The sequence below is a fragment of the Clostridium sp. MCC353 genome (genome assembly GCF_018785315.1).
In the GTDB taxonomy this organism is placed as follows: Bacteria; Bacillota; Clostridia; order Lachnospirales; family Lachnospiraceae; genus CHH4-2.
Window position 1 is genome coordinate 20,887 of the sequence record NZ_WQPN01000132.1, and the last position, 25,933, is coordinate 46,819.

Annotated in this window: 21 protein-coding genes; 16 read left to right on the forward strand and 5 right to left on the reverse strand. The window is 48.6% G+C overall.

Features of this window, described 5'->3' with window-relative positions:
- The first annotated feature begins 1 nt into the window (after position 1).
- Positions 2 to 1,195 carry a cell division protein FtsZ gene (gene ftsZ / locus GPL15_RS21600; protein WP_215700748.1) on the forward strand — a complete coding sequence of 398 codons (1,194 nt, stop codon included), beginning with the start codon at positions 2 to 4 and terminating at the stop codon, positions 1,193 to 1,195.
- Between the two features lie 60 nt (positions 1,196 to 1,255).
- Positions 1,256 to 1,528, forward strand: coding sequence for a hypothetical protein (locus GPL15_RS21605; protein WP_215700749.1), 273 nt, complete (start codon positions 1,256 to 1,258; stop codon positions 1,526 to 1,528).
- 199 nt (positions 1,529 to 1,727) lie between these two features.
- On the opposite strand, the gene GPL15_RS21610 is transcribed toward GPL15_RS21605, so the two are convergent.
- A complete protein-coding gene (locus GPL15_RS21610; RefSeq protein WP_215700750.1) occupies positions 1,728 to 2,816 on the reverse strand; it encodes a helix-turn-helix transcriptional regulator in 1,089 nt (362 codons plus the stop codon).
- Between the two features lie 527 nt (positions 2,817 to 3,343).
- On the opposite strand from GPL15_RS21610, the gene GPL15_RS21615 reads away from it, so the two are divergent.
- Positions 3,344 to 4,138, forward strand: a complete 795-nt coding sequence (locus GPL15_RS21615; RefSeq protein ID WP_215700751.1) for a sigma-E processing peptidase SpoIIGA — start codon at positions 3,344 to 3,346, stop codon at positions 4,136 to 4,138.
- Positions 4,139 to 4,160: 22 nt separating this feature from the next.
- On the forward strand, positions 4,161 to 4,901 hold the full coding sequence (sigE, locus tag GPL15_RS21620) for an RNA polymerase sporulation sigma factor SigE (protein ID WP_215700752.1): 741 nt from the start codon (positions 4,161 to 4,163) through the stop codon (positions 4,899 to 4,901).
- Positions 4,902 to 5,227: 326 nt separating this feature from the next.
- On the opposite strand, the gene sigG is transcribed toward sigE, so the two are convergent.
- Together sigG and GPL15_RS21630 are read right to left on the reverse strand one after the other, a co-directional pair.
- On the reverse strand, positions 5,228 to 6,004 hold the full coding sequence (gene sigG, locus GPL15_RS21625; protein WP_215700753.1) for an RNA polymerase sporulation sigma factor SigG: 777 nt from the start codon (positions 6,002 to 6,004) through the stop codon (positions 5,228 to 5,230).
- Positions 6,005 to 6,114: 110 nt separating this feature from the next.
- On the reverse strand, positions 6,115 to 6,879 hold the full coding sequence (locus GPL15_RS21630; RefSeq protein ID WP_215700754.1) for a type III pantothenate kinase: 765 nt from the start codon (positions 6,877 to 6,879) through the stop codon (positions 6,115 to 6,117).
- A 150-nt stretch (positions 6,880 to 7,029) separates the two neighbouring features.
- Between GPL15_RS21630 and coaBC the strand changes: the two genes are divergently transcribed.
- A complete protein-coding gene (coaBC, locus tag GPL15_RS21635) occupies positions 7,030 to 8,232 on the forward strand; it encodes a bifunctional phosphopantothenoylcysteine decarboxylase/phosphopantothenate--cysteine ligase CoaBC (protein WP_215700755.1) in 1,203 nt (400 codons plus the stop codon).
- 200 nt (positions 8,233 to 8,432) lie between these two features.
- Here coaBC and GPL15_RS21640 read toward each other — a convergent pair whose 3' ends face one another.
- Positions 8,433 to 8,978 (reverse strand): TetR/AcrR family transcriptional regulator C-terminal domain-containing protein, encoded by a 546-nt coding sequence (locus tag GPL15_RS21640; RefSeq protein ID WP_215700756.1) that lies wholly within the window; start codon positions 8,976 to 8,978, stop codon positions 8,433 to 8,435.
- Between the two features lie 236 nt (positions 8,979 to 9,214).
- Here GPL15_RS21640 and GPL15_RS21645 point away from each other — a divergent pair, with 236 nt between their 5' ends.
- From GPL15_RS21645 to GPL15_RS21665, 5 genes are all read left to right on the forward strand, one after another.
- Complete coding sequence (locus GPL15_RS21645; RefSeq protein ID WP_215700757.1) at positions 9,215 to 11,122, forward strand: alkyl sulfatase dimerization domain-containing protein; 1,908 nt, start codon at positions 9,215 to 9,217, stop codon at positions 11,120 to 11,122.
- Between the two features lie 234 nt (positions 11,123 to 11,356).
- Positions 11,357 to 12,949, forward strand: a complete 1,593-nt coding sequence (locus tag GPL15_RS21650; RefSeq protein ID WP_215700758.1) for a peptide chain release factor 3 — start codon at positions 11,357 to 11,359, stop codon at positions 12,947 to 12,949.
- Positions 12,950 to 13,063: 114 nt separating this feature from the next.
- The gene (locus tag GPL15_RS21655) at positions 13,064 to 13,510 is read left to right on the forward strand and encodes a GatB/YqeY domain-containing protein (RefSeq protein ID WP_215700768.1); all 447 of its coding nucleotides are present in this window, start codon (positions 13,064 to 13,066) and stop codon (positions 13,508 to 13,510) included.
- A 91-nt stretch (positions 13,511 to 13,601) separates the two neighbouring features.
- A complete protein-coding gene (gene pepV / locus GPL15_RS21660; protein WP_215700759.1) occupies positions 13,602 to 15,005 on the forward strand; it encodes a dipeptidase PepV in 1,404 nt (467 codons plus the stop codon).
- A 51-nt stretch (positions 15,006 to 15,056) separates the two neighbouring features.
- On the forward strand, positions 15,057 to 15,992 hold the full coding sequence (locus GPL15_RS21665; RefSeq protein ID WP_215700760.1) for a type I phosphomannose isomerase catalytic subunit: 936 nt from the start codon (positions 15,057 to 15,059) through the stop codon (positions 15,990 to 15,992).
- Positions 15,993 to 16,123: 131 nt separating this feature from the next.
- Here the strand turns inward: GPL15_RS21665 and GPL15_RS21670 are convergent, their stop codons facing one another.
- Positions 16,124 to 16,822, reverse strand: coding sequence for a hypothetical protein (locus GPL15_RS21670; RefSeq protein WP_215700761.1), 699 nt, complete (start codon positions 16,820 to 16,822; stop codon positions 16,124 to 16,126).
- A gap of 380 nt (positions 16,823 to 17,202) precedes the next feature.
- Between GPL15_RS21670 and GPL15_RS21675 the strand changes: the two genes are divergently transcribed.
- The 6 genes from GPL15_RS21675 to holA all read left to right on the forward strand — a co-directional run bounded on the left by GPL15_RS21675 (position 17,203) and on the right by holA (position 25,760).
- Complete coding sequence (locus tag GPL15_RS21675; RefSeq protein ID WP_215700762.1) at positions 17,203 to 18,990, forward strand: ABC transporter ATP-binding protein; 1,788 nt, start codon at positions 17,203 to 17,205, stop codon at positions 18,988 to 18,990.
- Positions 18,962 to 19,822, forward strand: coding sequence for a DegV family protein (locus GPL15_RS21680; protein ID WP_215700763.1), 861 nt, complete (start codon positions 18,962 to 18,964; stop codon positions 19,820 to 19,822). The genes GPL15_RS21675 and GPL15_RS21680 overlap by 29 nt, the downstream gene beginning before the upstream one ends.
- A gap of 26 nt (positions 19,823 to 19,848) precedes the next feature.
- Positions 19,849 to 21,288, forward strand: a complete 1,440-nt coding sequence (locus tag GPL15_RS21685) for a HAMP domain-containing sensor histidine kinase (RefSeq protein ID WP_215700764.1) — start codon at positions 19,849 to 19,851, stop codon at positions 21,286 to 21,288.
- Between the two features lie 22 nt (positions 21,289 to 21,310).
- Entirely contained in the window at positions 21,311 to 22,246 is a 936-nt protein-coding gene (locus GPL15_RS21690; protein ID WP_252198553.1) for a GerMN domain-containing protein, read from the forward strand.
- A 10-nt stretch (positions 22,247 to 22,256) separates the two neighbouring features.
- Entirely contained in the window at positions 22,257 to 24,587 is a 2,331-nt protein-coding gene (locus GPL15_RS21695) for a DNA internalization-related competence protein ComEC/Rec2 (protein ID WP_275950519.1), read from the forward strand.
- Between the two features lie 201 nt (positions 24,588 to 24,788).
- Entirely contained in the window at positions 24,789 to 25,760 is a 972-nt protein-coding gene (gene holA / locus GPL15_RS21700) for a DNA polymerase III subunit delta (protein WP_215700766.1), read from the forward strand.
- Positions 25,761 to 25,933 lie beyond the last annotated feature (173 nt).

Here is a 25,933-nt window from a genome sequence, read left to right on the forward strand (position 1 = left end):
CTTGTTAGAGATTAAAATAAATGAAGCAGAAAATTCTGCCAGAATCATAGTGATAGGTGTTGGCGGCGCTGGTAACAACGCAGTAAACCGCATGATTGATGAGAATATCGCAGGTGTTGAGTTTATCGGAGTGAATACGGACAAGCAGGCATTGCAGTTCTGTAAGGCTCCTACAGCTATGCAGATCGGCGAGAAACTCACCAAGGGACTTGGTGCAGGGGCTAAACCGGAGATCGGTGAAAAGGCGGCTGAGGAAAGCTCAGAAGAGCTTGCACAGGCTATGAAGGGAGCGGACATGGTGTTCGTTACCTGCGGTATGGGCGGCGGAACCGGAACCGGCGCGGCGCCGGTGGTTGCTAAGATTGCAAAAGATATGGGAATCCTGACAGTAGGCGTTGTGACAAAACCGTTCCGTTTTGAAGCAAAGACACGTATGGCCAACGCACTTAACGGTTTAGACCGTTTAAGAGAAAGTGTAGACACGCTGATTGTAATTCCTAATGATAAATTATTAGAGATCGTCGACAGAAGGACTACTATGCCGGACGCTCTTAAAAAAGCGGACGAAGTTCTTCAGCAGGCCGTACAGGGAATCACTGATTTGATCAATGTTCCCGGCTTAATCAACCTGGATTTCGCCGATATCCAGACTGTCATGATCGACAAAGGCATCGCACACATCGGTATCGGTAAGGCAAAAGGCGACGACAAGGCCATTGAAGCTGTTAAACAGGCAGTTTCCAGCCCTCTTCTTGAGACAACCATTGAAGGCGCTTCCCATGTTATCATCAATATTTCCGGCGATATCAGCCTGATCGAAGCCAATGAGGCTGCCAGCTATGTTCAGGAACTGGCCGGTGATGACGCCAATATTATATTCGGTGCCATGTATGATGAAACTGCTCAGGACGAAGCCAGCATTACGGTTATCGCAACCGGTCTGGACGCTTCCTCCAGCGGTATGAGTGCCAGCACAAAGCAGGTGGAAAAGCCAATCGATGAATTTTATAAGTTTAAGCCTAAGACAGCGGCTTCTCAAGCGGCTCCCCAGCCGTCTGTGCAGCCACAGAAAGAGACGGCTACCACCTATACGCCGCCGTATACGCCTGCAACTCCGCAGACCACATTCCGTCCGGCGGCTAATAAAGAGATGCAGATTAATATTCCGGATTTCTTAAAGAATAAGAGACAGTAATTGAAGTGAATAATATAGGAACAAAGCAGCGGGAAGTTGAACTCCTGCTGCTTTTGTGTTGTGGGAAGAGAAGGTTACGCCGAAAAGCTGGGCGAAGCGCCGGCCGGAGGGCAGGGATTTGGAACTGGGCCGGAGGGGCCGGGAGCGGACGGGCATGGAAGCCTGCTGCAAACCGTAAGTGGAACTAAGTGTGCAGGAATGGAAAAAGACGGTCCGATGCCCATTCACGGTGAACTCTTTATGGACTTCACCGTTCAGTGGGCATCTCAGAAACTGATTCGGTTTTCAGTTTCTGCCCGTCTTTTTCCATCCCTGCGCACTAAGTTCCACTAAACGGTTGGCAGATGGCTTCCACGCCCGTCCGCTCCCGGACCCTCCGGTCCAGTTCCAAATCCCTGCCCTCCGGCCGGCGCTTCGCCCAGCTTTTCGGCTGGTGTTCTCTGGCTGAGAGAAATGGAGTTGTATATGCCGGGTTTCTTGGGGGAAAGAGTAAAGGGTAAAGGGCGGGGCGTTTCTTTGGTTGGTTGGCGGGTTAAGACTTAGGTGGCTCGGAGGGGTATTTTAAGCGGTAGGAGTGGATTAGGTGCTGAAATTGGGGAGTGGAGTGTAAAAAGTTGTATTTGGGGCTGCTTTCCAGTTCGGAGAGGAGAGGGGGCAGCATGGCGGAGGCAAATGTGGAGGTGCTGGCTTCGGGCGCTGGATTTTTGATATGCCGGTATAGGACGGTTTTTTCTGTGTCCCATGGCTTTTCGGCGGCGGAGAGTATGGATTCCAGGATGGAAAGGCTTTTGGGGATGTTTTGTTGTCCGACCGCTACGCTGAGGGGGAGGACGCAGCGTGAGTAATCCCATAATTCCAGTTGTTTTGCAGTATTGGAGAAAACGTCGGCGATGTGGGCGGCATTCTGCTCATTTCCCTGCTTTAATTCGATATCCGCCAGTTTGGAAAAAAGCATCATGATCTCGTTGATCTTGGTTATCAGCCTGCGTTCCAATAATTCTTCCGCCTGGTCTAAGCGGTTCTGATGGATCAGAAGGTCGGTTTCCAGCAGCTTTTTATCCGGAGTTTCCTGGTCCGGCAGAAGGTTCAGGAGTTCCTGGGTTTTATCGTAAACGCCCAGATTCATATATTTGGAAGCCAGCATGTAGGTGGATCTGATCCGGATGGATTCGTTGTCACAGCCTATGTTCCGTTCGTATAAGGCCAGGATCTGGTCTTCGTATTGTTTCTTTTCTTCCGTATGGATTCCTGACATGAGAAGGGCCATTTCCAGAGTAACAGCCGTTAAATGGATGAGCTGCCCGCAGTTTGGGTATTCTCTGACTTTTTCGATCCCTGTCTTAAATCCTGAATCAAGGCCATCCTTTTGTATGACCTGCGATAGTTTGGTTATGAAATGGCGGACTTCTTGTTCAGTTAAGGTTTCATTAAAGCAGAGCAGGGTATTTATATCCACTTTCAGAAGCCTTGCAAGGGGAGGGAGGAGGGTGATGTCGGGATAAGCGGCACCTTTTTCCCATTTGTTGACAGCAGGGGTGGATACTCCTAGACAGACTGCTATTTGCTCCTGGGTTAGTCCCAGTTCCTTTCTTTTTTCTTTTATGACATAATTGATCGGCATTTTGTTCTCCCTTTTTAAGTTTTTATTACCGGTCTTACCGGGATGACGGCCTGGAGGAGGCTGTGATTTTATTGTAACAGTTCCAGCATATAGTCACAATTGAACTTTTGTTAAATATAAGGATATAAAATTAACTCGTGGTTAATTTTATGCTTTTTGGATGAATCTGAGTTGGTGGTAAAGGCTGCCTGCATTCCCGTTTTGGGAGAGCAGACAGCTTTTCTTTTTTTATGACATGATTTATCCGCATATTTCCCCATTTTTTAATGGAAACAGGTGAAAAAGTGTTAACTCTATTCTAACAGATCAGAAGGCAGCCTGAAATTGAAAATTATTAACCCGGGGTTTTCGGAGTTGACTGTCAGATGCGGGGGAAACCTTAATAAGTCAGGGATTTCAAGTCCAAAATCTGTAGAAAATTCCCGATGAAAATAAATGATTGCCCTACATGGTTTGACAAAATATGAAAGTTGAACTGGCTATAATGTACCTTAGCAGTTTAATCGACTGAGAAAATGCGCAGGGAGGTGGAAAAACGACTGGTGACCCATGTTTTATATATTGATGTATTGTTTCTGATTAATTTCGTTATGGACTGTCTTGTCCTCAATACATTGAGAATTATTCTCAAGGGAAATACGACCTGGGTGAGAATCGCCGCGGCCGGAGGCTTAGGTGCCCTGTGGGCATGTATTGCGGCTGCGTGGCCTGTTCTGCCTGTATTCGTGGAAATGATGATTACATGGCTGGCCGTCAGTTCCCTGATGATTAAGATTGCATTTCCGGTTCACGGCATGCGGGAACTGATCAAATATCTGGCCGGACTGTATCTTGCGACCGTCTGTCTGGCAGGGGCGGCATATGCTTTTTACCAGCATACGCATCTCTGGATCTTTTATACCGCCTGTTCGTATTTCATTTCCATAGGGCTGTGGCGCATTTTTCTGGAAGTCAGACAGAGGATCCGCCATCTATACCCCGTCACATTGACCTATGGGGAGCAGACCAGAACCTTCAAGGCCCTGGTGGACACCGGAAATCATTTATATGAGCCTGTGAGCCACAGGCCGGTACATATTCTGGATTACCAGGCCTGCACGGATTTCTGTGACCAGGTTCCGGGAGTTGTCTTCATCCCTTTTCAGTCAGTGGGCGGTCAGGGCATGATGCCGGGCATCTATCTGGATTCCATGGTAGTCGAAAAAGACGGAACCTATACAACTGTTCATAAGCCCTTAATAGCGATCAGCAGACAGCCTTTGTCCCCAGGCGGGGAATATCAGATGCTTTTAAATGAAGAGGAAGTCGCAGAGGGCGAATAAAACCAATAAGGAGGAGATATCCATGATAATAAAAGTATCCATACCAAACCGTTTCCAGTTCAAATCCAAACCAGGGTTCACGACCCTGCTTTTCCAGAAACAGGGCGAGGTCCACTACATAGGAGGGGCAGACATACTCCCCGCTCCGCTGGACAGCCAGAATGAAGCCAGTATGATCAGTAAACTGGGAACTGAAGCAGATAAGGAAGCCAAAGCGTCCTTAATTGAACACAATCTCCGCCTGGTGGTCTACATAGCGAAGAAATTTGACAACACCAGCGTGGGAGTGGAAGATCTGATATCCATAGGAACCATCGGTTTAATCAAAGCGATCAACACCTTTAATCCCGAAAAAAACATAAAGCTGGCCACATATGCGTCCCGCTGTATCGAAAATGAAATTCTCATGTACCTGAGGAGAAATAACAAGGTAAAAATGGAGGTTTCCATCGACGAACCGCTGAATGTGGACTGGGACGGCAATGAACTGCTCCTATCCGACATCTTAGGCACGGATGAAGACATCATCTACCGTGACATGGAAGACGAGATCGAAAAGAAACTGTTAAAAACAGCCATCAGCCGCCTTTCTCCCAGGGAGCGGAAGATCGTGGAACTGCGTTTCGGACTGACCAACGAAGACGGCAACGAAATGACCCAGAAAGAGGTAGCCGACCTGCTGGGCATCTCCCAGTCCTATATTTCCCGTCTGGAGAAAAAGATTATGAAGCGTCTTAAAAAAGAAATTGTCCGTTTTGAATAGGTCCGCAAAGAGCGCTTCCCGGTTCTCCGGCCGGACGCGGGAGCGGGGGCCGGGGGCTGGATGACCGTTTCAGCTCATGGTTGGGGCCGGGGCAGTTCTAAGGCCGAAAGGGTGGGAAATGAAGGGTACCGAGAACATTCATCGAAGAATTTCTGAAGAAATTTTCGATTCAGGTTCTCTAAATCGCTGGCTTTGAGGCCAGCGATTTCCCCTTCATTTCCCACCCTTTCAGCCTAAGAACTGCCGCCGGCCCCAACAAATCGCTGAACCAGTCATCCAGCCCTCGTCCCCCGTCATCCCTTCCTTTTGGGCGTCCCTTTCACCAATCAATTAAGGTAATTCCTCATACTCTTCAAAGCATTTTTTTCGAGGCGGCTCACTTGGGCCTGGCTGATATTGATTTCTTCGGCTACTTCGGTCTGGGTTTTGCCTTCGAAAAAGCGCATGTCTATGATGTGGCGTTCGCGCTCGGGAAGGCGTTTCATGGCTTCGCCCAGGGAAATGTCCTCCACCCAGTTTTCTTCCAGATTCTTTTTATCGCTGATCTGGTCCATGACGTAAAGAGGGTCGCCGCCATCAGTGTAAACCGGTTCGTACAGGCTGACAGGGGTTTGGATCGCGTCCAGGGCATAGGTCACCTCTTCTTTGCTCACGCCTATTTCATCTGCGATTTCCATAATGGTAGGCTCCTTCAGATTCTTTTTCATGAGGCCTTCTTTGGCGTAGATGGCCTTGTAGGCGGTATCCCGCAGAGAACGGCTGACGCGGATTGAATTGTTATCTCTTAAATAACGGCGTACTTCACCTAAAATCATAGGAACCGCATAGGTGGAAAAGCGCACGTTCTGTGTGATATCAAAATTATCAATGGCTTTGATTAAGCCGATGCAGCCGATCTGGAACAGGTCGTCCACATTTTCATTGCTGCTGGAAAAACGCTGTATTACGCTAAGTACCAGTCTTAAATTCCCTTTAATGTATTGTTCTCTGGCTTCTTTGTCACCGTCCAGGATTCGTTTGAATAACGCTTCTTTTTCATCGTTGCTCAATAGTGGTAATTTTGCAGTATTAACACCGCAGATTTCTACTTTGTATACAGGCATATCCTTACCTCCGCATCATTCATTTTGGTTAAACCTATACATGAATGATGTACACGGAGATCAGGTTTTATACTGTCTGAGGCAGAAAATAAATTACCAGTTTTTTCTTACTATTTATTTTTCTTAAATAAAATGAGCAACCCCTTTAATAATAAAGATTCATCATATATAATCTTATGTTTACACAACGGAGTGACAAACCGGGAAAGGCCGCCTGTGGCTAAAACTGTGGCTGGCTGGCCCAGTTCTGATTCCATCCGTTCGATGATGCCGTCGATCATTCCGGCGTTGCCGTACATGATGCCGCTCCTCATACAGTCGATGGTATTTTTCCCAATGACTTTCTGCGGGATTTCCAGGCTGATCTGAGGAAGCTGGGCCGTTTTGCTGCTTAGGGTCTCCAGGGAAATTTTAAGGCCCGGTAAAATGACCCCGCCGATGTAGTTGCCTGCCGGGTCCACAACACACATGGTGGTGGCGGTTCCCATATCTATGATAATGATCGGACAGGGATATTCATTGATGGCGGCAACGGAATCCACGATTAAATCGCTTCCCACGTTGCGGGGATTGTCCATTATGATGTTAAGGCCGGTTTTCATGCCTGGGCCTACGATCATAGGCCGCATTCCGCAGATTTTATTGACTGCGGAAGAAATGGCCGCGTTTAACGGCGGGACAACGGAAGAGAGGATGGCTCCTTCTATGGTCCGCGGGTCGATCTGATGGATTTCAAAAATATTTTTAAAATTAATGGCATATTCCAATGCTGTCTTTACATGAGTGGTGGTGATGCGCTCTACAAAATATGTTTTTTCGTCATCGATACCTCCGATTACGATATTCGTATTGCCCATGTCGATTGCTAAAATCATGGTTTGACTCCTTTCAATTGTCTTCTGGATATGCTATAATCCTACCATACTTTTTTTTAGAACACAACGCAGAGAGAGTTTCCGGTTAGCGGCTTTTTTGATGCTTAGAGGATACGGAAAATCCCAGTATAGACGGAATGGAGGAGAATGATGTTAAAAGGCAGAACTGTAGTTTTAGGTGTATCAGGCGGGATTGCCGCTTATAAGATTGCCAGCCTGGCCAGCATGCTTAAAAAACAGCATGCGGATGTGCAGGTGATCATGACCCGCAATGCCACTAATTTTATAAATCCCATAACATTTGAATCGCTGACAGGGAATAAATGTCTGGTGGATACCTTTGACAGGAATTTTCAGCACAATGTGGAGCATGTGGCCCTTGCGAAGAGGGCGGATATTTTCATGGCGGCCCCGGCCACGGCCAATGTGATCGCAAAGCTGGCTCATGGGCTTGCGGATGATATGCTGACCACAACCGCATTGGCATGCAGGTGTAAGAAGATCGTTGTGCCGGCCATGAATACCAATATGTATGTGAACCCGGTGGTTCAGGATAATCTGGATATATGCAGGAAATACGGCATGGAAGTGGTGGAACCGGCGGTTGGTTATCTGGCCTGCGGCGATACCGGGGCCGGGAAGATGCCGGAGCCGGAGGAACTGTTCGACCACATCATCCAGGAACTGGCCTTTGAAAAGGATCTGGCGGGAAAGAAGATCCTGGTGACCGCCGGACCGACCAGAGAGGCGGTTGATCCTGTCCGCTTCATCACCAACCACTCTACCGGAAAGATGGGATATGCCATTGCGGAGGCGGCGGCCAGAAGAGGAGCTGAGGTAACCCTTGTCAGCGGCCCGGTTTCCCTGCCGGAGCTCAGGTTTGTGAAGACAGTGCATATAACCAGCGCCAGGGAGATGTTTGAGGCTGTGACGGATGTGAGCGCCGGACAGGATATCATCATCAAGGCGGCAGCGGTGGCGGACTACAGGCCCGCCCATGTTGGCACGGAAAAGACGAAGAAAACCGACGGAGATATGAGCATAGAGCTGGAGCGGACCGACGATATCCTGGCATACTTAGGCTCTCACCGCAGAGAAGGCCAGTTTTTATGCGGCTTTTCCATGGAGACCCAGAATATGCTGGAGAATTCGGCCAAGAAGCTGGAGAAGAAGCACATCGACATGGTTGTGGCCAATAACTTAAAGGTGGAGGGGGCCGGATTCGGCACGGATACCAATGTGGTGACTTTGATAACCAGGGATTCCGTCACGGAACTTGAAAAGATGAGCAAGCAGGAGGCAGCCCACCAGATTCTTACGGTAATTAAAGAGATGACCGAAAAAACAGATTAATAAAACAGATCAATAAAACAGATCAATAAAACAGATCAATAAAACAGATCAATAAAACAGCCGGATTGGTATAGGCATTTTTCAAATTCTGCCTGATTTTTAGGCATTTGCGATGATTGCCCATACCAATCCGGCTGTTTTTGCCCTAAGATGGAAAAAGAGAGAAAATGATAATGAGAGCGGAAATGGAGCAGGAGGAATCATAAGAACAGTTTCTGTTCCTGCACCAGATGTATGATCTCAGCCATCTTACGGGGATCTTTTTTCATGCCGAACGCCACCCAGTCGCAGATGATACCGATGACTGCGTGGCTGTAGAACCGCGCCACCATCTCCCTGTTTTCCCAGCTCAGGCCCAGACGGTCATAGTGGTCTGCGCCGCTTTGAATGAAGAATTCTTTAAAATAAGTTTCCAGAATCCCGACGAAGGAGCCCTGGCGGTTTTGTCCGGATTTAAGGGCATTGCCGTAGAATTCCGGTTCCAGGCGCATGAGTTCACAGAGGGTTACCGCGCTTTCCGGCCAGTTGCCCAGCCTCATATAAGGATCCAGAGACGGTTTGACCTCGTGGATGAAGATCCATTCCAGAATTTCGTATTTATCCTTGAAATGATAGTAGAAGGTGTTGCGGTTTAAGCCGCAGGCATTTGTGATGTCGCTGGTGGATATTTTTTCTATGGGCCGTTTTTTGAGCAGTGTCTTGGCGGCGGTGACGATTGAAGTTTTTGTGATTTCGGAACTGGACATTTCTTTTCTCCCGGGGCGGTTCTGCCGCCGTTATTTTACATTTATTTATCGATAGCTGTTCTGGGGGGCGTATCTTCTTGAACGGGAAAGCCGGTCAAGAAGCATCGGATGTCCTGAACTGTTATGTTTATTTTATCAACAAAATCCCTCTGTCACAAGTGGGGATTTTACATGAACGGTTCAGACCTGTCTGAACCGTTGCGATTTTATCATTTCAGCCGATAGGAGGAATTTATATGTATGAGTACACGAGACAGGTAAAACCGGCCAGCCTGTTTACCAGGGAAGAGAATACGAAATTTTATGATATTTTGGATTTTAACGACAAGAGGGAATTTGAATGCGCGAAAAAGAACCTGATCGATGCGCCGGAACATTTGGAGATCAGGGATGACAGCGGAAAGGTGGTCTGGAGCCAGAAGGGATTTGAATTTTTGAGGGATGAAAGCCAGGTGGATGAGACGATCAACCCCAGCCTTTGGGTCAATGCCCATTTAAACCATCAGTACGGGCTTTTCAAAGTGGTGGACGGCATCTATCAGGTCAGAGGGTATGATATGAGCAATCTGACTGTGGTGGAAGGGGAACATGGCTGGGTGGTATTCGATCCGTTAATCAGCTGTGAGTGCGCCAGGGCGGCTATGGAACTGATCAATAAAAACCTTGGCCAACGGCCCGTTTCCGCTATTGTGATCAGCCATCCCCATACGGATCATTTTGGGGGAATCAAAGGAATCGTAAAGGAAAAGGAGATTCTGGAGGGGAAAATTCCCCTCATTGTTCCCCATGACTATATGCATCATGCGGTGAATGAAAATTGTTATACGTTCCGGGCCGTTGCCCGCCGCAGCTCTTACCAGTACGGCCCCAGCCTGCCCCAGGGAAAGACGGGGACTTTGAGCATGGGAATCGGCATGGGGCAGTCCAAAGGGCTGATTACATTTATAAGGCCCACCGATGAGATACAAAAGACAGGTGATAAGAGGGTGATTGACGGCGTGGAGTTCGAATTTTTGATGGCTCCCGATACGGAATCCCCTGCTGAGATGTGCTGGTATCTGCCCCAGTTTAAGGCTTTGTGGATGGCGGAGCTGTGCAATGCCACCATGCATAATCTGTATACTCTGAGAGGAACCCAGGTGCGGGACGGCAATGCCTGGGCCGGTTATATATTTGAAGCGCAGCAGCTTTGGGGGCAGGAGGCCGGGGTGGTGTTTACAGCCCATAACTGGCCTCATTGGGGAAAAGAAGATATCAACGAATATCTGGAAAATACTGCCGCTGTCTATAAGTATATCAATGACCAGACGGTGATGTATTTAAACCAGGGGTATACGCCCAATGAAATATCCCATTTAATCCGTCTGCCCAGGCAGTTGGAACAGGTGTGGTATACCAGAGGCTATTACGGCACCCTTTCCCACAATTCGAAAGCGGTATACCAGCGCTATATGGGCTGGTACGATGGAAATCCGGTCAATTTAAATCCTCTCACGCCGTCGGATGAGGGCCGGAAAATGGTGGAATACATGGGCGGAGCCGATGCCATACTGTTAAAGGCGGAAAAAGACATGGAAAAGGGAGAGTACCAGTGGGTGGCCAAAGTGTGCAATGAAATTGTATTCGCTGATCCGGGAAATGAAAAAGCCCGCCTGCTCTGCGCCGATGCCATGGAACAGCTGGGATATCAGTCGGAAAGCGGCCCGTGGCGCAACGCCTATTTGATGGGCGCTTTTGAGCTGCGCAATGGAATCGTGTGCAATCCCGAAGGCCGGGCCACGGATGCGGGAGATGTGGTCCGCTGCATGGATACGGAAATGATGTTTGACTACCTGGGAATGATGATTGACTGTGAAAAATCAGCGGATAAGGATATCCGCATGGATTTCAGGATAACGGATACGGGAGAGGAATATTATGTGCATTTCTACTGCGGAGTCCTGCTTTATACCAAAGGGCGGTGCAGGGACGGCCAGCCGGACGCGGTTCTAAAGATGCCCCGCCAGGCGCTGGCAGCGGTCATTGCCGGAAAAAAGGAATTATGGAAAAAATTAATAAAAATAGAAGGGAATCAGGATGTGCTGGAAGAAATGACAGAATATACCGTGACATTTCAGCCGCTGTTTCCGATTGTCGAACCCTAGCCCCACTTCGCAGTTACTGTTCAAAGCCCACGCTGGCGTACCCGCAAAGCGGCACGGCCGCCAGGCCGGGTCCGCCAGCGTGGGCTGTAAACAGTAACCGCGCCATATTAAAAGGAAAACCCTTGACTTTAAACGGCTAAAATAATACAATAGTAAACGGTAATAGGTGGACGTCCTGCTTGGGCGTCCATATTTTGAGTATATGGAATTAAATAGTAATTGGAGGAAAGACCCTTGCCGAATATAACAGAAGAGATTAAAAAACGAAGAACCTTTGCCATCATCTCCCACCCGGATGCAGGTAAAACCACATTAACGGAAAAATTCCTTCTCTACGGAGGCGCTATCAACTTAGCGGGTACCGTAAAAGGAAGAAAAGCGACAAAACATGCAGTATCAGACTGGATGGAGATTGAAAAGGAGAGAGGTATCTCCGTCACATCTTCTGTTATGCAGTTTAATTACGACGGATATTGTATCAATATTCTGGATACCCCGGGACATCAGGATTTCTCGGAGGACACCTACCGTACCCTGATGGCGGCCGATTCTGCGGTCATGGTGATCGACGCGTCCAAAGGTGTGGAGGCTCAGACCATCAAGCTGTTCAAAGTTTGTCTTTTAAGGAATATCCCTATTTTCACATTTATCAATAAGATGGACCGGGAAGCCAGGGATCCGTTTGAGCTGATGGACGAGATTGAATCCGTGCTGGGAATTAAAACGTGCCCGATTAACTGGCCCATTGGCTGCGGTAAGAATTTTAAGGGTGTTTATGACAGGAATACGAAAAAAATCACCACATTTAAAGCGGCCATGGGGGGACAGAAAGAAGTGGAATCCCAGGAGTTTGATGTGGAGGGAACCGATGTGGACGCTCTGATCGGCCAGGATTACCATCAGCAGTTAAAAGAAGAAATTGAACTGTTAGACGGAGCCAGTGAAGAATTTGATATGGAACTGGTCAGCACGGGGCAGCTTTCGCCGGCATTTTTCGGTTCGGCGCTGACAAACTTCGGTGTGGAGACATTTTTGCAGCACTTTCTGCAGATGACAACCTCCCCGCTGTCCAGAAAGACGACCACTGGAGTGGTGGATCCCTTTAAGCAAGACTTCACAGCCTTTGTGTTCAAGATCCAGGCCAATATGAATAAAGCCCACAGAGACAGGATCGCGTTCATGCGCATCTGTTCCGGTAAGTTTGAGGCCGGGATGGAAGTCAACCACGTCCAGGGCGGAAGAAAGATCCGCCTGTCCCAGCCCCAGCAGCTCATGGCCCAGGACAGAAAGATCGTGGAAGAGGCCTATGCCGGAGATATTATCGGCGTGTTTGATCCGGGCATTTTTTCCATCGGGGACACGCTCTGCGCATCCAACGACAAGATCGAATTTGAAGGAATCCCCACCTTTGCGCCGGAACATTTCGCAAGGGTACGCCAGATGGATACCATGAAGAGAAAGCAGTTCATCAAAGGCGTCAACCAGATCGCCCAGGAAGGCGCCATTCAGATCTTCCAGGAGTTCAACACCGGCATGGAAGAGATCATCGTTGGCGTGGTAGGCGTTCTCCAGTTTGAGGTTTTGACCTACCGTTTGGAGAATGAATACAATGTGGAAGTGAAACTGGAAAAACTCCCATACGAATATATCCGCTGGGTGGAGAATAAAGAAGAAGTGGATGTGGCAAAGATCCAGGGCACGTCCGATATGAAGAGAATTAAGGATTTGAAAGATAATCCGCTGTTGTTGTTTGTAAACAGCTGGAGCGTGGGAATGGTTCTGGACCGCAACCCGGGATTAAAACTCAGTGAATTTGGAAGAAATTAAACGTAACAGTTCAGATAGGTCTGAACTGTTGCAATTAAACAGACTTTATATAATATTATGTGAAATGGAGGAATTGACATGAGCAATGGAAATGCAGCCGAAGGCGCGAAAAATGTGAGCAAAATCGATGTAATCAGAGCCGCGATGGTAGAAGCGATGAAGGCAAAGAACAAAACCAGGAAAGACGCCTTATCCATGCTTCTAACCGTCCTTAAAAATGCCCAGATCGACAAGAGAGAAGACCTGACCGAAGAGGAAGAGAACGCTGTCATTAAAAAGGAGATCAAACAGACCCAGGAAACCTATGATACGGCTCCTGCGGACCGTGATGATATCCGGGAAGAAGCCGCTGCCCGTCTGGCCGTATATAAAGAATTTGTGCCGGAAGACATGAATGTGGAACAGATTACGGAAGTGATCCGTTCTGTGCTGGCGGAACTTGGCATTGAGAAACCGGCTCCTTCCGACAAAGGAAAAATCATGAAAGTCCTCATGCCGAAAGTAAAAGGAAAAGCCGACGGCAAGCTGGTCAATGAAACGCTGGCGTCTATGATGAAATAGAGAAAATAAAGGGTAACAGTTCAGAACTGTCTGAACTGTTACAATAAAGGAAAACGCCGGCAGTCCGGCAGAATGAGAGGTATTGACATTTATGTACAGAGAGAAAATCGAAGCCTATATTGATTCCCACAGACAGGAGATGCTGGATGATATCTGCAAACTCTGCAGAATCAACAGTGAAAAGATGCCTTATGAAGAGGGAAAACCTTATGGAGCAGGCGCGTTTGACGCGTTGAACGCTGCTCTTTCCATGGCGGAAGGATACGGTTTTTCCATCAGGAATTATGATAACTATGTGGGAACCGTTGATTTAAATGACAAAGAACACCAGCTCGACATCCTGGCCCATCTGGATGTGGTTCCGGCCGGTGAAGGATGGACGGTTACGGAACCTTTCAGCCCGGTTGAAATAGACGGCAGGCTGTTCGGCCGTGGAACTGCCGATGACAAAGGCCCGGCTGTGGCGGCTTTATATGCCCTCAGGGCGGTAAAAGAACTGGGAATCCCGGTGAGCAAAAATGTCCGGCTGATCCTGGGAACCGATGAGGAGTGCGGAAGTTCAGATATCGCTCATTATTACGCGGTGGAGGAAGAGGCGCCCATGACATTTTCACCGGATGCGGATTTCCCGGTGACCAATACGGAAAAAGGCAGCTTGTCAGGACATTTTACCGCTGAATTCAAGGCATCGGAAGCGCTTCCTAAGCTGGTCGGCGTGAATGCGGGAATCAAAGTGAACGTAGTACCCGGAAAGGCCAACGCGGTTGTTCAGGGAATTGACAGGGCGGTTCTGGATCAGGCCTGCGATGAGATCACCAAGGCTACGGGAGTGAGATTTGAAATTGATACGGAAGAGGAAGTGACTAAGATTCTGGCTGTTGGAGAAGGCGCGCATGCGGCTCATCCCCATGACGGAAATAACGCGCTGACCGCTCTGCTCACCATGTTAACCAGACTTCCGTTTGCTCCGTGCGAGCAGATTGATGCGGTTCATAAACTGGTGAAATTGATTCCTCACGGCGATACTAAGGGAGAAGCGCTGGGAATTGCCATGGAAGATGAGCTTTCAGGTGAACTGACCCTGGCGTTCAGCCTGTTGAAAGTGGACAGCGTGTCCCTGGACGGAACCTTTGACAGCCGGTGCCCGATCTGTGCAACAGAAGAAAATGTGCTCCATGTAGTGAAAGCCAAAATGGCTGAGAACGGATTCACCCTGTTAAATGACAAGATGAGAGAACCACATCACGTGGATGGAAATTCCCATTTTGTACAGACGCTGTTAAGGGTGTATGAAGAATATACAGGATTAAAAGGGGAATGCCAGTCCACAGGCGGCGGAACCTATGTCCATCACCTGAAAAACGGCGTTGCGTTTGGCGCTACCATGCCTGGTACGGACAACCGCATGCATGGAGCGGACGAATTTGCCGTTATTGACGAACTGCTGATAAGCGCTAAGATATTCGCCCAGGTAATCGCCGATCTCTGCGAATAATTGAGTTTTAAAATAACATTTGTTTCCGGATAAGGGGAGAGGAGAAACAAGATGGAATTGTTGTTTATGGAGCCGGTTTTAAAGGAAATGATCTGGGGAGGAGACCGGTTAAAAAGCGTATATGGAATGGAGATTCCCAGTGGCCATACAGGAGAGTGCTGGGCCATCAGCGCCCACCAGAACGGAGACTGCCGGGTAGCGGGCGGCGCTTATGACGGCTGCACCCTCAGCGGATTATGGAAGGAACACCCGGAACTGTTCGGGAATGACCCTTCGGACCGGTATCCGCTGCTGATAAAGATTATTGACGCCAAACAGGATCTCAGCATCCAGGTTCATCCCGATGATGAATATGCGGGAATTCATGAGAACGGTTCTCTTGGAAAGACAGAGTGCTGGTATATCCTGGATTGTGATCCCGGTACCAAAATCGTAATCGGTCACAATGCGAAGGATCACAAAGAGATGGAAGAGATGATTCTGGAAAAACGCTGGGGGGAATTCATTCGTGAGATTCCGGTGAAAAAAGGGGATTTCTTCCAGATTGATCCCGGCTGCCTTCATGCGATCAAAGGGGGAACCCTGATTTTAGAAACCCAGCAGAACAGCGACATCACCTACCGGGTATACGATTATGACCGCCTTTCGGACGGAAAACCGAGGCAGCTCCATGTAAAGCAGTCCATCGATGTGATCAAGGCCCCATTTGAGAGCGGAAATGCCACGCCGCAGGTTCAGACCAGCAGGTTTGACCATGGAGTGGAAAGCCATTTGATCACCTGTCCGTTCTATTCTGTTTATAAGTATGACATAGACGGACCGTTCTCAAAAACATTTGACAAGCCGTTTGTCAATGTGACCGTGATCGAAGGAGAAGGGGAGATCAATGGAATCCATATTGAGAAAGGGCAGAGTTTTATTATCCCTTCCGGATATGGGGAGTGCAGATTTGACGGAACCCTGTCTCTGATCTGTTCCTTTGTATAAGAAGAAATGAATACAGCCCGGCATCCGGTGAGCCGTGCAGGAAGCCAAGTCTTATGGTCTTGACTTCCTACGCGGTCCCGGACGCGCGGGCTGTTATGTTTCGTAACCGTTCAGACCTGTCTGAACTGCTGCTATGATTCAAATAACCTGCTGTAAATATCTTCGCTGATACTGTCCACGTAAGACTGGTCTGTGATATCGTGATTGGTTATGATGATATCCTGTATCAGTTCAAACCTCTTTAAACTCAGTTCTTCCGGTCCAAGTTCTCCCAGTTCATCTGAAAGCTGATGATCCAGGCCGTCTGCTGTATAGGAAGTGATAAACCAGTCGATTAACTGTTTGGTCGCCGCATTTTCCTCTTCAATCTGGGACTGAACGGCTTTGGCCGACCGGTAGGAGTTGACGGCAACCGCAATGGAACCGACGCCCATAGCTGTGAGCACTGCCTGCATCAACAGCTTGGAAGTGCCTGCAATGGGCAGATTGATAATGCCTGTCCAGCAGAGCACGGAAAACACCAGAAGACAGCCGCCCACCAGGATAAACGCGGAAGCGGAGGATTTGAGGTCTTCGTACTTATCCGCCTTTTTTACATAGACTTTAACCGGCGCCGCCTGTGCGCTTTTTTTAATTTCTTCGCCTTCCGGGCTGTTTAAGAGGCTGGAAGCCGTTTCGTATTCTTCTTTCAGCCTGGCCTCTTCTTCTTCCTTCTGCTGTTTTTTCAGCTTCAGGGCTTCTTCTTTGGATGATACTAACGGGCCGCCGCAGTCCGAACAGACGGTGATCCCGTCAATAAATTCCATATCGCATTTTGGACAATAAGGCATGGGAATTCTCCTTTGAATTAATTATAGATTCTGAATCATTTCATTAATGCTATTATAAGGGAAAAAGGGATATGCGTCCAGTGCAGATTTTCCCCCTTATTTTTATCCTCTTCCAGTCTAAGAGTTGTCGATGGCCTGCAAAAATCGTTCAAACAGCGGAAAGCGGAGCCCCGCAAAGCGGCACGGCCGACAGGCCGGATCCGCCAGAGGGAGCTGTGAACAGGAAACAGATTTTTTAATAGAAACCGTCTCTGTGCTTTTTACTATGGAAAAATACCGTCTTTTATGATACACTATTTAGATCACGGTGTAAAATCGGCAGACAGCCGGGCTGTGAAAATATGAGAAGAGACGGGAAGTATTTTTAGAGGATATTACAGATGAAAACCAGTACTTTATTGAAACGATTTGCTCCATACTACAGAAATTATACGGGAATCATGGTGATGGATCTGTTCTGCGCATCGCTTACGACGGTTTGCGAGATGGTGCTGCCGCTGATCCTGCGTTATATTACCAATATCGGGATGAATGATCTGGGGGCGCTGACGGTGAAGACCATTCTGTCCATCAGCGGGATCTATTTCGGACTGCGCATTGTGGATGGAATCGCCAGTTTTTATATGGCTTATACCGGCCATGTGATGGGGGCGTCCATTGAAACAGATATGCGGCATGACGCGTTCGCCCACTTACAGAAGCTGTCCGATAACTATTTTAACAACACCAAGGTTGGCCAGATCATGTCCAGGATTACCAGCGACCTGTTTGATGTAACCGAGTTTGCCCATCACTGCCCGGAGGAATTTTTTATCGCGTTTCTGAAAGGCGTGGTGTCCTTTGTAATCCTGTCGCAGATCAATCTGCTTTTGACGGTCATTATTTTTGTGCTGATTCCCGTAATGGCGGTTTCCTGCACATATTTTAACCTGAAGGTGAGGAAGGCATTTAAAGTCCAGAGAAACCACATCGGTGAACTGAATGCCCGGATTGAGGACAGCCTGTTGGGAAACCGGGTGGTGCGGGCGTTTGCCAACGAGGATCTGGAACTGGATAAATTTCAAAAAGATAATCTGCAGTTTTTAAAGATCAAACGGCAGACTTATTTTTATATGGCCGCATTCCAGGATACGATCCGGATGTTTGACGGCCTGATGTATACGGTTGTGATCGCGGCCGGCGGCCTGTTTATGATTAAGGGGCTGATTGAGCCTGCCGATCTGGTGGCTTATACCATGTATGTCACCACTCTTCTGGCCACCATCCGGCGGATTATCGAATTTGCGGAACAGTTCCAGAGAGGTATGACCGGTATTGAGCGTTTTACGGAGCTGATGGATGCGACTGTGGATATATTTGACGAAGAGGGAGCGGTTCCGATTGAAGATGTAAAAGGGAAGATCACATTTAAACATGTGTCTTTTGAATATCCGGATGACCATACGCCTGTGCTTTCCGATATTAATATCACCATCCGTCCGGGAGAGAAGGTGGCTCTTGTGGGGCCGTCAGGCGGCGGAAAAACCACGCTCTGCAATCTGATCCCGCGTTTTTACGATCCGACCCAGGGAGAGATTCTGATCGACGACCAGAACATCAGGAAGGTGACGCTGGGGAGTTTGAGGAGCAACGTAGGCGTGGTGCAGCAGGATGTATATCTTTTCTCAGGCAATGTTTATGAAAATATCGCCTATGGACGGCCCGGAGCCACCCGGGAGGAAGTGATTGAGGCGGCTAAACTGGCCGGGGCCCATGAGTTTATTGAAGAACTGAAAGATGGGTATGATACCTATGTGGGAGAACGGGGAGTGAAACTTTCCGGCGGCCAAAAGCAGAGGATCAGCATTGCCAGGGTGTTTTTAAAAGCGCCTCAGGTGCTGCTGTTGGATGAAGCCACCGCAAGCCTGGACAATGAGAGCGAACATCTTGTTTCGGAATCCCTGGATAAACTGGCGGCGGGAAGGACAACCCTTACCATTGCCCACAGGCTGACCACCATCCACGGCGCCGACAGGATATTAGTTTTGTCGGGAAGCCGGATCGTGGAAGAAGGAAATCACCAGACGCTGATGAAGCGGAAAGGGATCTATTATCAGTTGTACACTTCAGCAGAAGGTACGGCGAAAGGAGAAGGTTTTTATGAAGATAGCAATAGCGACGGACAGTAACAGCGGAATTACTCAGGAACAGTCCGCTGAGGAAGGGATTTTTGTGATTCCGATGCCATTTATGATAGATGGGGTAACTTATTTGGAGGGCATTAATTTGAGCCAGAGGGAATTTTACGACAGGCAGGCGGCGGATGCCGATATTTCCACATCCCAGCCTTCGCCTCAGGACGTGATAAACTTCTGGGACAAACTTTTAGAGGATCATGACCAGGTGGTGTATATTCCCATGTCCAGCGGGTTAAGCGGCTCCTGCCAGACGGCGGTGATGCTGGCCCAGGACTATGAGGGAAAAGTGGAAGTGGTCAATAACCAGAGGATTTCAGTGACCCAGAGGCAGTCTGCCAGGGACGCTTTAAAGATGGCGCAGCAGGGTATGGATGCGGCCCAGATTAAAAAGGTGCTGGAGGATACAAAGTTTGAATCCAGTATTTATATAACCGTTGATACGTTAAAATTCTTAAAAAAGGGCGGCAGGATCACTCCGGCCGCGGCAGCTCTCGGCACCCTGCTCAAGCTGAAGCCGGTGCTGACCATCCAGGGGGAAAAGCTGGACGCATTTGCTAAGGCCAGAACCATGAAACAGGCCAAATCCATGATGATTACGGCGATTTCCCACGACTTGGAACAGCGGTTTAACGATAAAGAATGTGAAAATACCTGGCTTCAGATTGCCCATACGGACAGTGAAGAGGCGGCCCGGGAATTTGAAAAGGAGTTGCGTGAACTGTTCCCCAAAGCGAACATCTATCTGGATTCCCTGTCTCTCAGCATTTCCTGCCACATCGGACCGGGAGCTTTAGCGGTAGCATGTTCGAAAAAAATTGTATAAAGCGGATGGAACAGGAGGTAAAATTCATGTCTATATGGAAGAAACTGGGATGGAAGCCTCAGATCAGCATGAAGATTCCTCTGGTCATCCTGATTCTCCTGGCCGGATTTCTGCCCATGGTGCTGCAGGAAAAGGTTCTGATTGAATCTTTCCGTCAAAACCAGATCGATAACCGGATCATTGAAGTTCAGAATCAATGCCTGATTTTGAGCAATAAGATGACACGGGCGGGCTATATGGCGTCAGGGGCGGGCAATGAGCTTTTAAACGGAGAGATGGACACCATTGCCGATGTATTTAACGGCAGAATCGTGGTTGTGGATAAAAGTTTCCGCATAGTAAAAGACACCTTTGGGCTGGCAAACCAGAAAATGAACATTTCGGAAGAAGTGATCCGGTGTTTTATGGGGGAAAACAGCAGCCGGTATAACAAAGAAAAGCATTATTTTGCCCTGACTGTCCCGGTCTATGATAATTCAGCGGATAAAAATATCACCGGCGTCATTTTGGTCACGGCATCCACTGAGAACATCCTGGATTTAGCTGACCGGATCGCTGAAAAGGGAAGTTTTTTCCAGATGATCACATTCTGGATGCTGGTGCTGATCTCCATGGTAGCGGCCTTGTTTTTGATTCGGCCGTTCCAGCGGCTGCAGCGCCGTTTGGACCGGATTGCGGACGGCAATCTGGAAGAGGAACTGCCGTCGGGCAGCTACAAGGAAACCGCGAATATTTCGTCTGCGGTGGAACGCACGCTGACTAAGCTGAAAGCTGTGGATCAGTCCAGGCAGGAATTTGTATCCAACGTATCCCACGAGCTTAAAACGCCCATCACATCAATCCGCGTGCTGGCCGATTCCCTGATGGGGATGGAAGATGTGCCGATTGAGCTGTACCGGGAATTTATGACCGACATTTCAGATGAGATCGACCGGGAAAGCAAGATAATAGACGATCTCTTATCTTTGGTGCGCATGGATAAGGCGGCCACGGAGATGAATATCGCCCAGGTCAATATCAACGGGCTTCTGAAATTGATTCTCAAACGTCTGAGGCCTATTGCGAAAAAGAGGAATATTGAACTGATCCTGGAAAGCATTCGGGATGTGACTGCCGATGTGGACGAAACAAAACTGTCTCTGGCCCTCAATAATCTGGTGGAGAATGCGATTAAATATAACGTTGAGGACGGATGGGTCAGGGTGACTTTGGACGCTGACCACAAGTTCTTTTATGTCAAGGTTGCGGATTCAGGTATCGGGATACCGGAGGAATGCCAGGACCGCATATTCGAACGTTTCTACCGGGTGGATAAAGCCCGCTCAAGGGAGACGGGCGGAACGGGACTGGGACTGGCCATCACAAAGAGCGTGGTGCTGATGCATCAGGGAGCGCTGAAAATACAGAGTAAAGAGGGAGAAGGGACCACATTTACCGTCCGGATTCCTCTGTCCTATATATCATAGCAGACAGGAGCGGTGACAGAATATGAAACATATGAAACAAGTTCTTCTCATTCTGGCCGCGCTTTGTTTCCTGGCTGCATGCGGGGATCAAAGTACGGTTCAGGAAGATGAGAAAAGTACGTATAAAATTTATTATTTAAATCCGGGCATGACCCATCTGGTTTCTCAGGAGTATCAGGCTGAGGAGACGGACGCTGGCCGGCTGGTGATCGAGCTGATGAACCAGTTCCGCACTGCGCCCAAGGATGTGGACTGCCAGATTTCCTTATCTGAAAAGGTGGAATTTCAAAAATATGAGCTGAAAGATCATGTGCTCTATCTGTATTTTGATAATAATTATACCAATGTGCAGGAGATGAAGGCCACCAGGGAGATCCTGTGCAGGGCTGCTTTAACGAAGACATTTACCCAGATTCCGGGGGTGGATTACATCAATATCAATGTGGGAGATCAGCCGCTGATGGACGGAACCGGGGTTCCGGTAGGAATGCTGTCGCCCGGCGATTTCATCGAGAGCATCAGCGATGTGAACTCATTTGAGTGGACGGGGATCACCCTGTATTTTACGGATGAGGCAGGGGAGCAGTTGTTCCCGGAACAGCGCTATGTGGTGCACACCATAAACACTTCGCTGGAGAAGCTGATCATTGAACAGCTGATCAACGGCCCTGTGACCGAGGGACTGCATCCGACGCTGTCAAAGGATGTGAAACTGCTAAATGTATCGGTCAATCAAAATGTATGCTATATCAATTTTGATTCCGCCTTTTTAAACAGCACGCTGGAGGTTAAGGATTACATACCGATCTATTCTATCGTGAATTCCTTAACGGAACTGACTACGGTAAATAAAGTCCAGATCACCATTAACGGATCCCAGGACGCCGTTTATAAGGATTCCATATCATTAAATACTTTATTTGAAAGAAAAACGGATTTTGGAGGTGTTACAAATTAAAAGGCCGCTTATGTTCCTGACAGGGGCGTTCGTACTTGGAGAGGTACTTACTCTGTTACCAGGACTGGTGGTAATAGGCGTGCTGGCGTGTTTGGCGTCAGGAGGCTTATGGTTTATGGTGAAAAAAGGCAGAGGCAGGACAATCCTGGTTCTGCTTTTCTTTTTTGCCGCAGGGATTTTGAGGATGAGGGTGGTTACGGAGCAGTTTGAAGAGCCGTCCCTTGTGGAGACTGTTGACCTTTTCCCAATGGGTACGGCGGAAGGGGTGAAGGCGGAAGGCACCGTAGAGGAGATCAGCCGGAAATCCGGTAATGACCTGATCCGTTTGGGGAAATGCAGAGTTTATACAAAAGACGGGGCAAAAGAGGCAGGTCAGATTCTGCTCTACATGGATTCGGAAGTTTTAGACAGCAATCCCGGGCTTTTAAAAATTGGCAGTTCTATCCGGTGTTATGGTGAGCTCAGTGAGTTCGGGCAGCCGCGGAATCCTGGAGAGTTCGATTCCAGAACCTATTACAGGGGCCTGAAAATCCGTTACCGTATGTTTGGAACCCAACTTATGCTGTTGAACAGCAGTTACAGCCCCTGGAGAGATGCCGTATACCGGGTGAAATCCCATCTGTCCTCTGTGCTGGAACGGATCAGCGAGCCGGAGGATCTGGGGATTTTCCAGGCCGCGCTGCTGGGAGAGAAAGAAAATCTGGCCCCGGAGGTGAGAAAACTCTATCAGAAGAATGGAATTGCCCATCTTCTGGCCATTAGCGGCCTTCATATTGCCTTGATCGGAGCAGGAATCTACCGGCTGTTCCGGCTGTGCGGCATGAGTTTTTCCTGTTCCGGCCTTCTTTCGGGCCTCTGGATCATCAGCTACGGAATGGCAGTGGGCGGATCGTCATCGGTGGTGCGGTCTGTGATCATGCTGCTTTTGATGATGCTGGCGGAATATCTGGGAAGAACCTATGACCTGCTGTCTGCCGCGTCATTGGCCGCTCTGCTGTTACTCTATGACAGCCCGTGGCTTCTGTTTTCAGCCGGATTTCAACTGTCTTTCGGCGCCGTATTTGCCATTGGAATACCGGGGAAATGGCTGAATGAACAGTTTAAGACACAGAATCCATGGGTATCGGCCCTTTGTGTGGGAGCGGCCATCCAGTGGGTGACTTATCCCGTGATCCGGTATCATTACTTTGAATATCCCGTCTATTCCATTCTGTTAAATCTGTCAGTAATCCCTTTGATGACTTATGTGGTCTGTTCCGGCGCCGCCGGCATGGTTTTGGGCTGTATTTGGCTGAAAGCCGGGCATATGGCTTTGGGATCAGGCCACTACATACTCCGCCTTTATGAAAGCATATGCCGGATGGCAGCAGGTTTTCCGGGAAGCAGTGTTGTATTGGGGAGGCCAAAACTTTGGCAGATTGGGTTGTATTATTCGCTTATGGCGGTTGTGTTTCTTCTAATAAAAAGGGGGCAGGAGAAAAAACTACCTTTAAAACGAATGATCCTGCCGGCTGCCCTCTGTTTTGCCGTATCCATTTTATCCCTTGGGAAACTGCCTTTTAATGGGATGAGAATCACGTTTGTGGATGTGGGACAGGGGGACGGCATTCTGATGGAGTATGAGGATCTGGTGGTATTGGTGGATGGGGGGAGCAGCAGCCAGAAAAAACTGGGGGAATATACGCTGGAACCATTTTTAAAGAGCAGAGGGATCAGCCGGATCGATTATGCCTTTGTGACTCATGGGGATATGGATCATATGAGCGGAATCCGGTATCTTCTGGAAGAGGACAGGGGGATCAGTATTGATCATTTGATGCTGCCCTATCACAGGGAGGAGGATGAAAACTGCGGGGAGCTGGAGCAGTTCCAGTTAAGGCGGGGTGGAACTGTCTGCGATGTGAAACGGTACGATTGTCTGAAGGAGGGGGAACTGTCAATTCAGTGCGTTTATCCGGGAGTGGATGATATTCCTTCCGATGCCAATGAAGAATCTTTGGTGTTAGAAGTGGAACTGGGCGCGTTTCGTTTGGTTTTGACCGGTGATATGAGCGGCGGAGGGGAAGCGGAGCTGTTGGAATACGGGATTGCCCCGGCAACTGTATTAAAAGCGGCCCACCACGGTTCCCGATTTTCCAATACGGCGGAATTTTTAGACCGGCTGAAGCCATCCTGGACCGTGATCTCCTACGGGGAAGGAAACCGCTATGGACATCCCCATCAGGAGGTGCTGGAGCGTCTGAATGAAAAACACAGCCGCATCTATGAAACAGCGGTGAATGGCGCGGTGACTGTGTGGACCGATGGGAACAGGGTGGTCTGGAATACCTGGATTCCGTAGGCGCAGGGGCGGCATCAGAGCAGGCAACGCTTGCGGGTTGACTGGAAAGCCTGCCCAACGTATAATAAAGGCTGGGGTTTGTATGTAAAATTATTTCCATCATCCGTATGAACGTAACATATGATTTACGGCACATGGAAAGGGATTCTCAAACGCAGCAGGACGGACCGGGAATTACCGGCAAACAGGAAGGAACGCAGTATGCAGAAATTAAACCAGGATATCAAAAACCATGAATTTGAGCGGGTTTATCTTTTATTCGGAGAAGAAGCATTTTTGAAAAAAAGTTATAAGAACCGATTGAAAGAGGCCATAGCTGGCGATGATACCATGAATTATAATTATTTTGAGGGGAAAGGGCTGGATGTCAGGGAGCTGATCAGCCTGGCGGACACCATGCCGTTTTTCAGCGATAAAAGGCTCATAATCATAGAGGACAGCGGCTTTTTTAAGTCGGCTGCCGATGAAATGGTGGAATATCTGCCTTCCCTGCCTGACAGCACCTGTCTTATCTTTGTGGAGACGGAAGTGGATAAGAGAAACCGCATGTACAAGAAAGTGAAAGAGATTGGATATGCGGCGGATATGGCCCGCCAGGATGCGAGGCAGCTGGCCCAGTGGGCCGGTGGAATTCTGGCTCGTGAGGGAAAGAAGATCACTGGAAATACCATGGAACTGTTTTTAAGCAAAACAGGGGACGACATGGAGCACATCCGTATGGAACTGGATAAATTGATCAGCTATACACTGGGCCGTGATGTGATCACATCAGAGGATGTGGAAGCCATCTGCATGGTACAGGTGACCAACAAAATCTTTGACATGGTCAGTGCGATTGTGGGAAGAAAGACAAAGGCGGCCATGGATTTGTATGAGGACCTGCTCACTCTGAAAGAACCGCCTATGAGAATCCTGTTTTTAATTGCAAGGCAGTTTAACCAGATTCTCCAGGTAAAGGAATTAATGGGCCAGGGAATGGACAAGAGCAGAATTGCGTCAAAACTCAAAATACAGCCCTTTATCGCCGGAAAGGTGATGCTTCAGGCGAAGACCTTTTCCATGGAACAGATATTTTCCTATGTGAACCTTTGCGTGGACGCGGAGGAGGCTGTGAAGACCGGCAGGCTGGGGGACAGGCTGGCGGTGGAGCTGCTGATTACGAAGAGGTATTGAAAAATGGGATTTAATTGGTGAAAGGTACGCAGAAAAGCGGGAGGAGGGGACGGACAGACGGCCGGATTTTTGGAAGGGGCCTGGCGGAGGGGCATCCGTCGGGGATGAAAACCGGCTTCCAACCGTAAGTGAAACTAAGACTCCAGGGATGGAAAAAGACGGTCCGATGCCCA

What these genes read in the sequence shown, in the direction of transcription:
- GPL15_RS21675 (WP_215700762.1), top strand. Translation starts at nt 17,203, where the DNA reads ATGAAAACCAGTACTTTATTGAAACGATTTGCTCCATACTACAGAAAT.
- GPL15_RS21680 (WP_215700763.1), top strand. Translation starts at nt 18,962, where the DNA reads ATGAAGATAGCAATAGCGACGGACAGTAACAGCGGAATTACTCAGGAA.
- coaBC (WP_215700755.1), top strand. Translation starts at nt 7,030, where the DNA reads ATGTTAAAAGGCAGAACTGTAGTTTTAGGTGTATCAGGCGGGATTGCC.
- pepV (WP_215700759.1), top strand. Translation starts at nt 13,602, where the DNA reads ATGTACAGAGAGAAAATCGAAGCCTATATTGATTCCCACAGACAGGAG.
- GPL15_RS21665 (WP_215700760.1), top strand. Translation starts at nt 15,057, where the DNA reads ATGGAATTGTTGTTTATGGAGCCGGTTTTAAAGGAAATGATCTGGGGA.
- sigE (WP_215700752.1), top strand. Translation starts at nt 4,161, where the DNA reads ATGATAATAAAAGTATCCATACCAAACCGTTTCCAGTTCAAATCCAAA.
- GPL15_RS21690 (WP_252198553.1), top strand. Translation starts at nt 21,311, where the DNA reads ATGAAACATATGAAACAAGTTCTTCTCATTCTGGCCGCGCTTTGTTTC.
- GPL15_RS21685 (WP_215700764.1), top strand. Translation starts at nt 19,849, where the DNA reads ATGTCTATATGGAAGAAACTGGGATGGAAGCCTCAGATCAGCATGAAG.
- GPL15_RS21610 (WP_215700750.1), bottom strand. Translation starts at nt 2,816, where the DNA reads ATGCCGATCAATTATGTCATAAAAGAAAAAAGAAAGGAACTGGGACTA.
- sigG (WP_215700753.1), bottom strand. Translation starts at nt 6,004, where the DNA reads ATGCCTGTATACAAAGTAGAAATCTGCGGTGTTAATACTGCAAAATTA.
- GPL15_RS21630 (WP_215700754.1), bottom strand. Translation starts at nt 6,879, where the DNA reads ATGATTTTAGCAATCGACATGGGCAATACGAATATCGTAATCGGAGGT.
- holA (WP_215700766.1), top strand. Translation starts at nt 24,789, where the DNA reads ATGCAGAAATTAAACCAGGATATCAAAAACCATGAATTTGAGCGGGTT.
- GPL15_RS21670 (WP_215700761.1), bottom strand. Translation starts at nt 16,822, where the DNA reads ATGCCTTATTGTCCAAAATGCGATATGGAATTTATTGACGGGATCACC.
- GPL15_RS21695 (WP_275950519.1), top strand. Translation starts at nt 22,257, where the DNA reads ATGTTCCTGACAGGGGCGTTCGTACTTGGAGAGGTACTTACTCTGTTA.
- GPL15_RS21640 (WP_215700756.1), bottom strand. Translation starts at nt 8,978, where the DNA reads ATGTCCAGTTCCGAAATCACAAAAACTTCAATCGTCACCGCCGCCAAG.
- GPL15_RS21645 (WP_215700757.1), top strand. Translation starts at nt 9,215, where the DNA reads ATGTATGAGTACACGAGACAGGTAAAACCGGCCAGCCTGTTTACCAGG.